Below are 12,651 nucleotides of genomic sequence, written 5' to 3' on the forward strand. Positions count from 1 at the left end.
GTGACGGGCGGATGGTCGAAATGGAGGGCAATTTGCCGACGTTCAGCCGGGATTAAGCTGCAAATTGTTATCATCACGACTCAATCAGCCTTGATAAACACCGTTCATCATGTCCAACCTGACTGTTCGAGCGTCCGCTGCACGCCTGCCCACGGGGCTCCCGGACGCATTTTTCGACCGCGACGCGCAAACCCTGGCCCGGGATTTACTCGGGAAGGTCATCCGTCATCGGGTCGGCGACCTGTGGCTGAGCGCTCGGATTATCGAAACCGAGGCCTATTACTGCGAAGAAAAAGGCAGCCACGCGTCCCTCGGCTACACAGAAAAACGTAAGGCTTTGTTTCTGGATGGCGGGCACATCTATATGTATTACGCCCGCGGCGGCGACTCCCTCAACTTCAGCGCCCAAGGGCCGGGCAACGCGGTGCTGATCAAATCCGCCTATCCATGGGTCGATGAGTTGAGCGGGCCGGCGAGCTTGGCGCAGATGCTGTTGAACAATCCCGACGCCCAAGGTCGCCCTCGCCCCTCGCAAAAGCTCTGCGCCGGGCAGACATTGTTGTGCAAGTCGCTGGGGTTGAAGGTGCCCATCTGGGATGCCAAGCGTTTTGACCATGAAGTGTTGCTGGTCGAAGACATCGGCCCAGCGCCTGCCCAGATTATCCAGACCACGCGCCTGGGCATTCCCCACGGACGCGATGAGCATTTGATGTATCGCTTCGTCGATGCGGCTTACGCGCCGTATTGCACGCGGAACCCGCTGCGACGGGGGCAGGTCGAAGGTCGCGACTATTTTTTGCTGTCCTGAACAATGAATATCCCCCTTGTGGGAGCTTGTAGTGTTTTGAAGATTGCGTTCGTCCCATGGGACCAATGAACATCAGAGGGAGTTGTTTTTATGGGCCCATGGCTCGATAGCGTGACCGGTTGGCTGGCGGCTAACCCGCAATGGCTGGCTGCGGCGGTGTTCATTGTGGCTTTTGTCGAGTGCCTGGCGATTGCCGGGTTGATCGTGCCTGGCACAGTGTTGCTGTTCGCCGTGGCGGTACTGGCCGGCAGCGGGGCGCTGTCATTGAGCGAAACGCTTTTGCTGGGGTTTGTCGCTGGCGTGCTGGGCGACATCGTTTCGTACTTCATCGGTCGACATTTCCACCAGAACATCCGGCGGCTGCCGGGGTTGCGCCACCATCCGGAATGGATCGCCGGCGCCGAGGCGTATTTCCAGCGCTACGGTATTGCCAGCCTGCTGGTCGGACGCTTTATCGGCCCGCTACGCCCGATGCTACCGATGGTCGCCGGGATGTTCGACATGCCGTTCCCGCGCTTCGCCGCCGTCAGCTTGCTGGCCGCCGCGGGCTGGAGCGTCGCTTACTTGCTGCCTGGCTGGGCCACGGGCGCGGCGATTCGCTTGCCATTGCCCGAAGGTTTCTGGCCTGAAGCAGGGATCGTCGCCGGCAGCATTGCGGTAATGATCGGCTTGAGCGTGACCAGCAGTCTGCGCCGCCATCGCCACGCCACCGCCTATATAGCCAGCCTCGGCCTGTTGATTCTGGCGGGGCTGTTTATCGGCTACCCGCACCTGACCGCGCTCGATCAAGGCGTGATGACCCTGGTTCAGGAACACCGCAGCCCGATGCTCGATGAAGTGGCCGTCACCTTCACGCTGATCGGAGAGTTCCGCAACATGCTGGTGTTCAGCGCCCTGCTGACCGGATTGCTGCTGCTCACCCGGCAGTGGCGCCAGGCGATTTTTGCCGGTAGCGCCCTGCTCTTCACCGCCCTCGGCAACACGTTTACCAAGCAATTTTTCGCCCGCATACGCCCGGAAGTACTCAGTGATCCGCTGACCAGCTACAGCATGCCCAGCGGCCACGCTTCGGGTTCCTTCGCGTTGTTCCTGGCCCTCGCCGTGCTGGCCGGTCGCGGTCAGCCGCCGCGGATGCGCCTGACCTGGTTGCTGCTGGGTTGTTTGCCGGCCCTGGCGATTGCCCTGTCCCGGGTGTACCTGGGCGCGCACTGGCCAACGGATATACTGGCCGGCGCGATGCTGGCGGCGTGCGTGTGTGCCGCCAGCCTGTGGCTGAGCCAGCGCCAGACACCGCTCAATGCCATGCCGCCCAAGGTCTGGTGGCTGATATTGCCGGTGATGGTGGCGCTGTTCGGGTTCTTTGCATTGCGGCATCTTCCGCATGCGATGTTGAGATATGCCTATTAGGCTAATACCTAATGAGGTACACGCCATCAGAGTGCAGGACTGATGGCGTTCTTTTACTTGCGCACCTCGCCCGGCTTATCAACAATCTTGATCACGAAGTTGACAGGGGCATTATTGAACGCGTCATGCTTGGTGGCGTTTGGATCAACATCTTTAAAATGCACTTTCCCCTTGTCGTCAGCGAGATAGAGCGGCCGACTATTAAGCTCACTCACGAGCTGCACATACACAGGACCGGCAACAAGATCATCAAAACCAGCTCGCTCCACCCCGTGCTTGCGTATGGAAAAACTGGAACCTTCCAAACCGCCATTCATGTAAAGATGATGGGTTCCGGCATCAACCGTTAAACGACTACCTTCATAGGCACCTCGAATAACGGCCAGAACTTCATATTTGCCAGCCTTGGGCACAAATTTCAACAACAAGGGTTTGTCATCCTCATGATCGGCCAGCGTCAGAATACTTGCACTGTCGTGACTCGCCAACGCCACCTCCACGTCCAGGCGCTCGCGCCGGTTGATTCGCGGGTCGCGCAGCCGAAGCTTCAGGCGCTGCTGGTTGAGTACCACCGGCATGCCGTTGACGTAAAGATTAGCGGTAAATGCGTTGCTTTGATTTTCCAGAGACATGGATCACCTCAATGTGCTTTTCACACAATTCTTGTTTTTTCAGCAATACGTGCGGAATTCAGTCCGTTGCCGAATATTTTATAAGTCGTGTACTAAATGGCCGCCGGGGCGTCTGAAACATCGGCAGCCGTTCCGGAGACTGAAAGTTTTACTCGCTTGCGCTTACGTCGCGCGACAACCATTGAATCTGCATAGTAAGCAGCGGCGTAAATAATATTAGCCGTATTAGACTCGGTGCCCGCGTGCTTTAAAACATAACGCCCGGCAATATCATCCCAAAACGCCCATTCATCTTCATAAATTGTCATAACCACATCCATATAGTTAACAGTTAATTCGCCTCATGCGAATAGCTGCAAACTACTGATTGAGCTTTACGAAGACAATAGTGGCGAACCAGACAACTTAATACAAAGTACAACTAGGCAAACAACTCACCCTGCAACTCATCCAGCAACGCCTGAATCGCATCCAGCCGCTGCTGGGGATCATCGAGTTGCAGCAGGTCGATCTTGTCCACTTCGGCAAATGGCAGCAGATAGGCCAGCTGATTCGCCAGCGACTGTTGCCCGGTCGCTTCGGTACCCATGTTCAACGCCTCGACCATCGGGTGCTCGGCCAAGGCTTTGAGCAGGGCGACCAGGTCCGCATCCTCATCCTGCAGCGGCTGTTCAGGTTCATCTTCCAGCCATTCGATGTCAGCGAGGGTCAACTGATCTCGCTGCACTTCGGTGCGCAATACATGAAAGCGCCGTCCGCCCTGTACCCGAATGCCCAGCAGGCCATTGTCCTGTTGTTTGAAATCAGTGATCAACGCTTCGCAGCCCACCAGCGCATAGCCCGCCGGTGCGATGCCCACTTCTTCGCCGTCGAGAATGCACACCACGCCGAAGCCGCCGCCCTGTTTCATGCAGCGGCTGATCATGTCCAGGTAGCGCGCCTCGAAGATCTGCAAGTCGAGGATGCAGCCAGGAAACAGCACTGTGTTCAACGGAAAAAGCGGCAAGCTCATAGACATTTCCTTACACCACCATCGACACCGCCAACGGCAGGAACACCGCCGTGGCCACACCCATCAGACTCATCGCCAGCGCCGCGAAGGCGCCGCATTCTTCACTTTCCTGCAAGGCCACCGACGTGCCGACCGCATGGGCGGTCATGCCCAGCGCCATGCCCCGGGCTTCAGGGCTGTGCACGCCCAGCCGGGTCAACAGACTCGGGCCGAAGATCGCACCGATCACGCCGGTGATCAACACGAACACCGCGGCCAACGCCGCGACACCACCGATCTGCTCGGCCACCAACATGGCAATCGGCGACGTCACTGACTTAGGCGCCATGGTCATCAGAATCATGTGTTCGGCACCAAACCACCAGCCCAACAACACGCCCATGCCGGTGGCAACCACGCCGCCTATCACCAGCGTAGTAAATATCGGCCAGAACAACTGCCGAATCCGTCGCAGATTGAGGTACAGCGGCACCGCCAGTGCAACGGTCGCAGGCCCGAGCAGGATGCTGAGGATCTCGGTGCTCTTGCGGTACTCGGCAAAGGTGATCCCGCACGTCACCAGCACGCCGATCACCAACAGCATGGAGACCAGCACCGGTTGCAGAAAGACCCAGCGGGTTTTCTCAAAAGCTGCCAGCACCAGCTGATAAGCGCCCAACGTAATGCCGATGCCGAACAACGGGTGATGAATCACCGAATCCAGCGCGCCGTGCCAATCGAGGATCATGGGCGATCTCCGCGATGGGCATGACGCTTGACCATGCGCTGCATCAGCACCCCGGCAAACGCCATGGACAACACCAGCGACAACACCAGCGCGCCGACGATGGCCCAGAAGTCCGCGGCGATGTCCTTGGCATAAACCATCACGCCAACGGCCGGCGGCACCAGCAGCAAGGGCAAATAACGCAGAAGGCTGCTGGCCGCCAGGTTCAGCGGCTCGCCAACTTGCCCGCGCGAAATCAGGTACACCAGCAACAGCAGCAGGCCGACAATCGGCCCCGGCAGCACCGGCAAAAACAAATGGTTGATGGCTGTGCCCAGCAATTGGAACAGCACCAGCCAGGTCAGGCCACGTAACAACATCCAGCATCTCCCGCGCGCGCTCCCCACCAAAAAGGGGCCGGGCATTATAAGCACGTCAACGCTATGGATCGGCATTCGCCAAAAGCATGGTCAGTTGACCGGAGCAATTTGCCATGTTGATCTAAAGTGGTTCACAGGGAGGTCAAATCCCCCCACTCGAAAAACTATAAATCCGATGAAACCCAAGGAGAGTCTCAATGCCCTATGTTCCCGTTGCAGAGCTCAAAGATTATGTCGGCAAGGAACTCGGACGTTCCGAATGGCTCACCATCGATCAGGAGCGCATCAACCTGTTCGCAGAAGCCACAGGCGATTATCAGTTTATTCACGTCGACCCGGTCAAAGCCGCGCAAACGCCATTTGGCAGCACCATTGCACACGGATTCCTGTCGCTGTCGCTGATCCCGAAACTGATGGAAGACATCCTGATCCTCCCTCAAGGGGCGAAGATGGTGGTCAACTATGGGCTGGACAGCGTGCGTTTCATCCAGCCAGTGAAGGTCAACTCCAGGGTTCGGCTCAAGGTCGACATGAACGAAGTCATCGAGAAGAAACCCGGCCAATGGCTGCTCAAAGCCACCGCCACGCTTGAAATCGAAGGATCGGACAAACCGGCGTATATCGCCGAGCCGCTGTCCCTCTGTTTCGTCTGACACAGGCCTGATTGCGAAACAGCTCACGCTGTTTCGCGCCGTGTCTCTGCCGTGTCTCTATAAATGCGACACATAGCTGCGGCATACTCCGTCGCATAATTGCCCGGATCCCGCTATGCGCTCACTTGCACTCCTCGCCTTGACCCTGTTGCTCACCGCTTGCGGCGATGGCGAATCGCTGCTGCCCCCGGATGCCCGCTTGCCGGACGGCGGGCGCTATCGCGGTGATCTGGTCAACGGTTTGTTGCAAGGCCAGGGCCGCATCGACTACCCCAACGGTAGCTGGTACGCCGGCGAGTTCGACAAGGGGCAATGGCATGGACAGGGCGAATGGCATGGCAGCAACGGCGAGGTCTATCGCGGCCAATTCAATCAAGGCCTGTTCGACGACAAGGGCACACTGACCACCAGCGGCAGCAGCTACACCGGCGGATTCAAACTTGGTCGCCGTGACGGTGAAGGCACGCTCAAAGAAAACGCGATGACCTATCGCGGTGAATTCAAGGCCGATCAATATTCAGGGCTCGGTCGTCTAGAACTCGACGACGGCAGCACCTACCAGGGCCAGTTCGCCCACGGCAAACCCAACGGTGAAGGCCAGCGCGGCGACGCCAGCGGCAATCAGTTCACCGGGCACTTCAAAGACGGTCAGCTGGAAGGCAACGGGACCTTCAACAGCGCCGACGGCGACATCTATGTCGGTGGCTTCAAGAACAATCAACTGCACGGCAAGGGCCGCTACGAAAACGCCGACGGCGATGTCTGGCTGGGCCAGTTCAAGGAAGGCTCGCTGAACGGCAAGGGCGAGTTGATCGGCGCTGACGGCAGCCATTACATCGGCCAGTTCAGCGACTGGCGCTTTACCGGCCAGGGTCGATTGAACCTGCCCGATGGCAGCTTCTACATCGGCCAGTTCGACAGTGACAGCTACTCGGGGCGCGGCACCTTGGTGCTCACTGATGGCACGGTACAAAGCGGTACGTGGATCAATGGCCAGCGTGTTCGCGATGCCGATGGCAAGTTGCTGCCCGACACCCTGGAACTCGGCTTGCTGGCCCAAGGCCGGCTGCTCGATGACGCCTTGACCAACGTGCCGGCCTCGACCCCGGTGGTCGAGCTGTACACCTTGACCCTGGGCGGCGACGGCAAGCAGAGCGTGTTCCTGCGCGAGTCCGATTACGTCAGCAACATGCTCAGCAGCCGCTTCGGCGCCTTCGGTCAGATCCGCCTGGTGAACCATCGCGATCACCTCGTCGACCGACCGATGGCCACCCGGGAAAACCTGCGCCGCGCCGCGATGACCCTGGCCGAACGCAGTGGCCCGGAAGACTTGATCTTCATCTACCTGACCAGCCATGGCAGCAGCGAACATGAGCTGGTGCTCGATCAGCCGCGCATGGAGTTGGCCGACCTGCCGGCCGACGAACTCGCCGCCGTGCTCGCGCCGCTGAAAAATCGCGACAAGATCGTGGTGATTTCGTCCTGCTATTCCGGCGGCTTCATCCCCGCGCTCAAGGATGAACGCACGCTGATCATGACCGCATCGCGCGCTGATCGGGTGTCCTTCGGTTGCTCGGAAGAAGCCAACTTCACCTACTTCGGCGATGCGCTGTTCGCCAAGGCGCTGAACCAGACCGACGACCTGGAGCAAGCCTTCAAGCTGGCCAAGGCCACGGTGGCGGAACGTGAGCTGGCCGACGGCTTCGAAGCCTCTGAACCGCAGATCTGGGCGCCGAAAACGGTCCTCTCGCACTGGCAGCTTTTACGCAAACAGCAGGCACGAAAAGCGCTACAAAGTGTCTCTATCAGCAGCAAGGACGCAAAGAGCAACTAAGCTGAACAGTATCAAGGGGGAAACACTATGTACTTGACGCCTCAGCATGTATTGCTTGCCGGAGCTACCGGATTAACCGGTGAGCATTTGCTTGATCGACTGCTCAATGAGCCAACGATTTCAAGGGTACTGGCTCCCTCACGCCGGCCGCTGGCTGAGCATCCCCATCTGGAAAACCCGGTCGGCGACCCTGCGGTGTTTCTGCCGCAACTGAACGGTCGCGTCGACATCGCCTACTGCTGCCTCGGCACCACGATCAAACAGGCCGGCTCGGAACAGGCGTTTCGCGCAGTGGACCTGGACATGGTGGTGGCGTTCGCCAAACGAGCAAGGGAAATGGGCGCACGGCACCTGATCGTGATCAGTGCCTTGGGGGCCGATCGCAGATCCTCGGTTTTCTACAACAGGGTCAAAGGCGAGATGGAATACGCATTGCGCGCGCAGGACTGGCCGCAGCTGACCATTTGCCGACCTTCCATGTTGCTGGGCGAACGACTCGAACCGCGCACGGTCGAGCAACTTGTCGGACCGTTGTCGCGCTTGATCCCCGGCAAATACCGCGGCATCGAGGCCTGCCAACTGGCCCGCGCCATGTGGCGGCTGGCGCTGGAAGAGCAGGATGGGTTGCGGATTGTCGAGTCGGATGAACTACGCAAGTTAGGCAAATAATCCTGTGGTGTCTGAGCGGGCGCCTTCGCGGGCAAGCCTCGCTCCTACACAGGCAACGGAGAACCTGTAGGAGCGAGGCTTGCCCCCGAAGAGCGCAACACCGATTCAAATCCGAACGCTACAACCCACCCGTCGCCTGAAAACTCACCCCGATCACCGTCAGCAATGACAACGGCAATAACAGTGTGTCGAGCAACGCGCTGGCTGGCAGGTCGACGCCGGGGTAGCTCGGCGCTTCGGCGCCAAACCGGTCCATCGCGCAGCAACCGCCATTCATGGCATACAAATCCAGACGCGTCCCCGCATACACCACCGGAGCGCCCGGCTTGGCCGCGTCCAGCGTGCGCGCCGTGGCGCAACCCGTCAGTTGCAGCGCCAGCAGAACAATCAGCAGCTTATTCATCGCTGCTCAAATGGTGTTCGCCCCAGCGCGGCAGCATGTCTTGCGGGATGTTCAGCAGGTTGAGAATCCGTGCCACGACAAAGTCGATCAAGTCATCGATCGTCTGCGGCTGATGATAGAAGCCCGGCGACGCCGGCAATATCGTCACGCCCATGTTTGACAGCTTGAGCATGTGCTCCAGATGAATGCTCGAATACGGCGCTTCACGCGGCACCAGAATCAGCTGGCGACGCTCTTTCAACGTCACATCAGCAGCCCGCTCGATCAGGTTGTTGCAGGCGCCGGTCGCGATCGCCGACAAGGTTCCGGTGGAACACGGCACCACCACCATCGCCGCGGGCGCACCGGAACCCGAAGCCACTGGCGACATCCAGTCTTCCTTGCCGTACACCTTGATCTGGCCGGCGGCCGCGCCGGTGTATTCGGTGAGGAAGGCCTGCATCGTCTGCGGTTTGGCCGGCAGCGACACGTCAGTCTCGGTGGCCATCACCAATTGCGCCGCCTTGGAGATCAGGAAATGCACCTCGCGGTCTTCGCGGATCAGGCAATCGAGCAGACGTAAACCATACTGGGCGCCCGAAGCGCCGGTCATCGCCAGGGTGATGCGTTCCGGGCCGTTGTTCATTGCAGCGCCTCGGCGAGTTTGCCGTGCAGGCCGCCGAAGCCGCCGTTGCTCATGATCACCACATGGGTGCCGGGCTGAGCCTGGCTCTTCACGCGCTCGATGATGCCTTCCAGGGAATCGCTGACGATCGATGGCACCGTGCACAGCGCAGCGGTCGCGCCCAGGTCCCAACCGAGGTTGGCGGGGGCATACCAGATCACTTGATCGGCATCGACCACGCTTTCCGGCAGGCCGTCGCGGTGAGCGCCGAGCTTCATGGAATTGGAGCGCGGCTCGATGATCGCGATCAACGGTGCATCACCGATGCGTTTGCGCAAGCCGTCGAGGGTCGTGGCGATGGCGGTCGGATGGTGAGCGAAATCGTCGTAAATGGTGATGCCACGGACTTCCGCGACTTTCTCCATCCGGCGTTTCACGCTTTTGAACGCGCTCAATGCAGCGATACCCATGGCAGGCACCACGCCAACATGGCGAGCCGCTGCCAATGTGGCCAGGGCGTTGGCGACGTTGTGCTGACCGGTCATGTCCCAATCGACCACGCCTTGGGCGACGCCTTCGAACATCACTTCGAACTTCGAGCCGTCTTCGCTGAGCAGTTTGACCTGCCATTGGCCGCCGGCGCCGGTGGTTTGCACCGGGGTCCAGCAACCCATCTCAATGACGCGCTGCAACGCCGGCTCGGTGGTCGGGTGAATCACCAGGCCTTCGCTCGGGATGGTCCGCACCAAGTGGTGGAATTGCCGCTCGATGGACGGCAGATCGGGGAAGATGTCCGCGTGGTCGTATTCCAGGTTGTTCAGAATGGCCGTGCGTGGGCGGTAGTGAACGAACTTGGAGCGCTTGTCGAAGAACGCGCTGTCGTACTCGTCGGCTTCGATGACGAAGAACGGTGTGTCACCCAGACGCGCCGACACCGAGAAGTTTTGCGGCACGCCGCCGATCAGGAAACCCGGGCTCATGCCCGCATGTTCCAGCACCCAGGCGAGCATGCTGCTGGTGGTGGTTTTGCCATGGGTGCCAGCCACGGCCAAGACCCAGCGACCTTGCAGCACGTGGTCGGCCAGCCATTGCGGACCGGAGACGTAAGGCAGGCCTTTGTTCAGCACGTATTCAACGGCCGGGTTGCCCCGGGACATGGCGTTGCCGACCACCACCAGATCCGGCGCCGGATCGAGTTGGGCGGGGTCGTAGCCTTGGGTCAACTCAATGCCCTGCGCTTCAAGCTGAGTGCTCATCGGCGGATAGACGTTGGCATCGGAGCCCGTCACATGATGGCCCAGCTCTTTGGCCAGAACCGCCATCGAACCCATGAAAGTGCCGCAGATACCAAGAATATGAATGTGCATAGTCGACCTCGTAAAACATGGCCGCAGGTTAGCGTAGGGAGGGGAAAATCGCACCTTTGTTTCGGGTCAACGCAAAACCCGTAGGAGCGAGGCTTGCCCGCGAAGGCCATAACACGGTTCCGCTAATACACCGCGTAATCGTTCTTCGCGGGCAAGCCTCGCTCCTACAGTGGTACGGCGTGCCTAGCGGGCGATACCGTGTTTGCGCAGTTTTCGATAGAGGGTATTACGGCTGACGCCGAGCTGCTCAGCGGTATGGGTCATGTGCCAACGCGTCTGCTCCAGCGCATTGAGCAACGCCAGGCGCTCGGCATCGTCCAGTGGATGTTCGGAAGGCTCTTCAACCGCCACAACCGGCACCGGTCGAACCTGACGAATCATCATCGGCAAATCCTCCAGCCCGATCCGCCCGTCATCACACAACGCCGCCAAGGTGCGCAGTACGTTGCGCAACTGCCGCACGTTCCCTGGCCAGGCGAAACCCAACAAGGCTTGGCGTGCCGGGCCGTCGATCTGCACGGTTTCCCCGCCCGCTTCTTCGGCAAGCAGGAAATCAAGCAACTGCGATTTATCACTGCGTTCACGCAACGCCGGCAACGCAATCTCCAGCCCATTGAGCCGGTAATACAAATCCTCCCGAAAGCTGCCGTCCTGCACCCGCTCCAATAAGTTACGGTGTGTGGCGCTGATGATCCGCACGTTGACCGACTCGGGCTCGCCGCCAATCGGTACCACCTGACGATCTTCCAGCACCCTTAATAGCCGGGTTTGCAACGCCAACGGCATGTCGCCGATTTCATCGAGGAACAGCGTGCCGCCGTCCGCCTGCTGCAACTTGCCGCGCATGCCTTCCTTGCGCGCGCCGGTGAAGCTGCCGCCGCGATAACCAAACAGTTCGCTCTCGATCAGGCTTTCAGGGATCGCCGCGCAGTTCAGGGCGACGAACGCTTTCTCGGCCCGCTGGCTGGCCTGATGCACGGCTTTGGCAAAGGCCTCTTTGCCGGAACCGGTTTCGCCATTGATCAACAGCGGCACGTCTCGCTCGAAGACTCTCAAGGATTTGCGGAAATCTTCCTGCAACGCGGCATCGCCCAGGCAGATGCCCGACAGGCGCGGACGCTCGGCAATCGCCGTGCCGGGCACCACCGGCACCGGAATGCTGCGCGGCTGCCCGCGCAACACGGCAAACAGGCTCCGCCCGTCACGGGTGCGCAATGGCCAACTGGCGCTGGCGTTGACACTTGCGCGGCCGAGCAAGTCATCCAGCGAGCAATCGAAAAATACCTCGACCGGCTTGCCCAGCAATCCGCCGCGAATGTGCCCCAGCAGGTTCAGCGCACTCTGGTTGACCGCGCTGATGCGCCCTTCCCCGTCGAACGCCAGCAATCCTTCGCTGAACAACCCGACGGACTCCGCCTGCAAGTGAAAACGCAGCAACCATTGATTGTCGAAGTAGCGCAGGAAATAGCAGCTCTCGATCATCTTCGCCGAGAGATTGACCAGGGCCATGGTGTGGAACTGGCTTTGACGTGAGACTTCGTGACGCGCCGAGGACACGTCGAGCACCGCCAGCAGCTCGCCGTGAGGGTCGAACACAGGGCTCGCCGAACAGGTCAGGCCGGTGTGGCGGCCGCGAAAGTGTTCGTCCTGGTGGATGGTCAGCGACTGGCGCTCGACCAGGCAGGTGCCGATGCCGTTGGTGCCTTCGCACGCTTCGCTCCAGTCGGCGCCGAGCCACAGGCCGGCGCGCTCGAAGATCTTGCGCTCGGCAGGCGCGGTGACGCAGTTGAGGATCACCCCGCGGGCGTCGGTCAGAAGCACGGCATGACCGGCACCGGAGAGTTGCTGATGCAGGCTGGTCATTTCGTTGCCGGCGATGTGCAGCACTTGCTGCAAGCGTTCGCGGCTTTCGAGTACGCGGCCGTGCTCCAGCACCGTCGGTGCCATCGTCAGGGCCGGGTCGAGGTGATAATCCTCAAGACAACGCAACCAGGAGCGGGCGATGGACGGGTCGCTGCCAGGACCGTGCAGGTGGGATTTGCCCTGGGTTACGGTCAAGACTTGCTGGGCATGGCGACTCAAATGGTTGTCGTGCATTTCTTATTATTCTCCCCGAGAGCTCGGCGACCCGTGGTTGAGGTGATGCCGAGCATCCTCCAGCCTAGCCTGCATTGCA

General features: G+C 60.0%; 14 protein-coding genes. 5 read left to right on the forward strand and 9 right to left on the reverse strand.

What is annotated here, in order from left to right; translation table 11 throughout:
• Window positions 1–109 precede the first annotated feature (109 nt).
• Together ACA051_RS26030 and ACA051_RS26035 are read left to right on the forward strand one after the other, a co-directional pair.
• Window positions 110–808, forward strand: a complete 699-nt coding sequence (locus ACA051_RS26030; protein WP_497372456.1) for a DNA-3-methyladenine glycosylase — start codon at window positions 110–112, stop codon at window positions 806–808.
• Window positions 809–898: 90 nt separating this feature from the next.
• Window positions 899–2,215, forward strand: coding sequence for a bifunctional DedA family/phosphatase PAP2 family protein (locus ACA051_RS26035; RefSeq protein WP_497305726.1), 1,317 nt, complete (start codon window positions 899–901; stop codon window positions 2,213–2,215).
• 53 nt (window positions 2,216–2,268) lie between these two features.
• Here ACA051_RS26035 and ACA051_RS26040 read toward each other — a convergent pair whose 3' ends face one another.
• The 5 genes from ACA051_RS26040 to ACA051_RS26060 all read right to left on the reverse strand — a co-directional run bounded on the left by ACA051_RS26040 (window position 2,269) and on the right by ACA051_RS26060 (window position 4,945).
• Window positions 2,269–2,847 (reverse strand): hypothetical protein, encoded by a 579-nt coding sequence (locus tag ACA051_RS26040; RefSeq protein ID WP_497372458.1) that lies wholly within the window; start codon window positions 2,845–2,847, stop codon window positions 2,269–2,271.
• A 92-nt stretch (window positions 2,848–2,939) separates the two neighbouring features.
• Complete coding sequence (locus ACA051_RS26045; protein WP_497372460.1) at window positions 2,940–3,155, reverse strand: hypothetical protein; 216 nt, start codon at window positions 3,153–3,155, stop codon at window positions 2,940–2,942.
• A gap of 113 nt (window positions 3,156–3,268) precedes the next feature.
• Window positions 3,269–3,859 (reverse strand): LON peptidase substrate-binding domain-containing protein, encoded by a 591-nt coding sequence (locus ACA051_RS26050; protein ID WP_497372462.1) that lies wholly within the window; start codon window positions 3,857–3,859, stop codon window positions 3,269–3,271.
• Window positions 3,860–3,869: 10 nt separating this feature from the next.
• The gene (locus ACA051_RS26055; protein WP_497372464.1) at window positions 3,870–4,586 is read right to left on the reverse strand and encodes an LrgB family protein; all 717 of its coding nucleotides are present in this window, start codon (window positions 4,584–4,586) and stop codon (window positions 3,870–3,872) included.
• Complete coding sequence (locus ACA051_RS26060) at window positions 4,583–4,945, reverse strand: CidA/LrgA family protein (protein WP_109635147.1); 363 nt, start codon at window positions 4,943–4,945, stop codon at window positions 4,583–4,585. Before ACA051_RS26060 ends, ACA051_RS26055 begins: the two co-directional genes overlap by 4 nt.
• A 197-nt stretch (window positions 4,946–5,142) precedes the next feature.
• Here ACA051_RS26060 and ACA051_RS26065 point away from each other — a divergent pair, with 197 nt between their 5' ends.
• From ACA051_RS26065 to ACA051_RS26075, 3 genes are all read left to right on the forward strand, one after another.
• Window positions 5,143–5,598, forward strand: a complete 456-nt coding sequence (locus tag ACA051_RS26065) for a MaoC family dehydratase (RefSeq protein WP_010467353.1) — start codon at window positions 5,143–5,145, stop codon at window positions 5,596–5,598.
• A gap of 115 nt (window positions 5,599–5,713) precedes the next feature.
• On the forward strand, window positions 5,714–7,432 hold the full coding sequence (locus tag ACA051_RS26070; RefSeq protein ID WP_497305734.1) for a C13 family peptidase: 1,719 nt from the start codon (window positions 5,714–5,716) through the stop codon (window positions 7,430–7,432).
• Between the two features lie 27 nt (window positions 7,433–7,459).
• Window positions 7,460–8,101: an oxidoreductase gene (locus tag ACA051_RS26075; RefSeq protein WP_497305736.1), complete on the forward strand. Its 642-nt coding sequence runs from the start codon at window positions 7,460–7,462 to the stop codon at window positions 8,099–8,101.
• A 118-nt stretch (window positions 8,102–8,219) separates the two neighbouring features.
• Here the strand turns inward: ACA051_RS26075 and ACA051_RS26080 are convergent, their stop codons facing one another.
• The 4 genes from ACA051_RS26080 to ACA051_RS26095 all read right to left on the reverse strand — a co-directional run bounded on the left by ACA051_RS26080 (window position 8,220) and on the right by ACA051_RS26095 (window position 12,572).
• Window positions 8,220–8,504, reverse strand: coding sequence for a YceK/YidQ family lipoprotein (locus ACA051_RS26080; protein ID WP_497305738.1), 285 nt, complete (start codon window positions 8,502–8,504; stop codon window positions 8,220–8,222).
• A complete protein-coding gene (ubiX, locus tag ACA051_RS26085) occupies window positions 8,497–9,129 on the reverse strand; it encodes a flavin prenyltransferase UbiX (protein WP_219096022.1) in 633 nt (210 codons plus the stop codon). The genes ACA051_RS26080 and ubiX overlap by 8 nt, the downstream gene beginning before the upstream one ends.
• Entirely contained in the window at window positions 9,126–10,475 is a 1,350-nt protein-coding gene (mpl, locus tag ACA051_RS26090) for a UDP-N-acetylmuramate:L-alanyl-gamma-D-glutamyl-meso-diaminopimelate ligase (protein WP_497372466.1), read from the reverse strand. Before mpl ends, ubiX begins: the two co-directional genes overlap by 4 nt.
• A gap of 183 nt (window positions 10,476–10,658) precedes the next feature.
• Window positions 10,659–12,572 carry a sigma-54-dependent Fis family transcriptional regulator gene (locus ACA051_RS26095; protein WP_497305742.1) on the reverse strand — a complete coding sequence of 638 codons (1,914 nt, stop codon included), beginning with the start codon at window positions 12,570–12,572 and terminating at the stop codon, window positions 10,659–10,661.
• Window positions 12,573–12,651: the final 79 nt, after the last annotated feature.

It is taken from the genome of Pseudomonas sp. LBUM1669, from assembly GCF_059695705.1.

Bases quoted from the DNA above. Each gene is read 5' to 3' on its own strand.
- ACA051_RS26030 (WP_497372456.1), top strand. From the start codon at position 110: ATGTCCAACCTGACTGTTCGAGCGTCCGCTGCACGCCTGCCCACGGGG.
- ACA051_RS26095 (WP_497305742.1), bottom strand. From the start codon at position 12,572: ATGCACGACAACCATTTGAGTCGCCATGCCCAGCAAGTCTTGACCGTA.
- ubiX (WP_219096022.1), bottom strand. From the start codon at position 9,129: ATGAACAACGGCCCGGAACGCATCACCCTGGCGATGACCGGCGCTTCG.
- ACA051_RS26080 (WP_497305738.1), bottom strand. From the start codon at position 8,504: ATGAATAAGCTGCTGATTGTTCTGCTGGCGCTGCAACTGACGGGTTGC.
- ACA051_RS26060 (WP_109635147.1), bottom strand. From the start codon at position 4,945: ATGTTGTTACGTGGCCTGACCTGGCTGGTGCTGTTCCAATTGCTGGGC.
- ACA051_RS26070 (WP_497305734.1), top strand. From the start codon at position 5,714: ATGCGCTCACTTGCACTCCTCGCCTTGACCCTGTTGCTCACCGCTTGC.
- ACA051_RS26045 (WP_497372460.1), bottom strand. From the start codon at position 3,155: ATGACAATTTATGAAGATGAATGGGCGTTTTGGGATGATATTGCCGGG.
- ACA051_RS26075 (WP_497305736.1), top strand. From the start codon at position 7,460: ATGTACTTGACGCCTCAGCATGTATTGCTTGCCGGAGCTACCGGATTA.
- mpl (WP_497372466.1), bottom strand. From the start codon at position 10,475: ATGCACATTCATATTCTTGGTATCTGCGGCACTTTCATGGGTTCGATG.
- ACA051_RS26055 (WP_497372464.1), bottom strand. From the start codon at position 4,586: ATGATCCTCGATTGGCACGGCGCGCTGGATTCGGTGATTCATCACCCG.
- ACA051_RS26050 (WP_497372462.1), bottom strand. From the start codon at position 3,859: ATGAGCTTGCCGCTTTTTCCGTTGAACACAGTGCTGTTTCCTGGCTGC.
- ACA051_RS26065 (WP_010467353.1), top strand. From the start codon at position 5,143: ATGCCCTATGTTCCCGTTGCAGAGCTCAAAGATTATGTCGGCAAGGAA.
- ACA051_RS26035 (WP_497305726.1), top strand. From the start codon at position 899: ATGGGCCCATGGCTCGATAGCGTGACCGGTTGGCTGGCGGCTAACCCG.
- ACA051_RS26040 (WP_497372458.1), bottom strand. From the start codon at position 2,847: ATGTCTCTGGAAAATCAAAGCAACGCATTTACCGCTAATCTTTACGTC.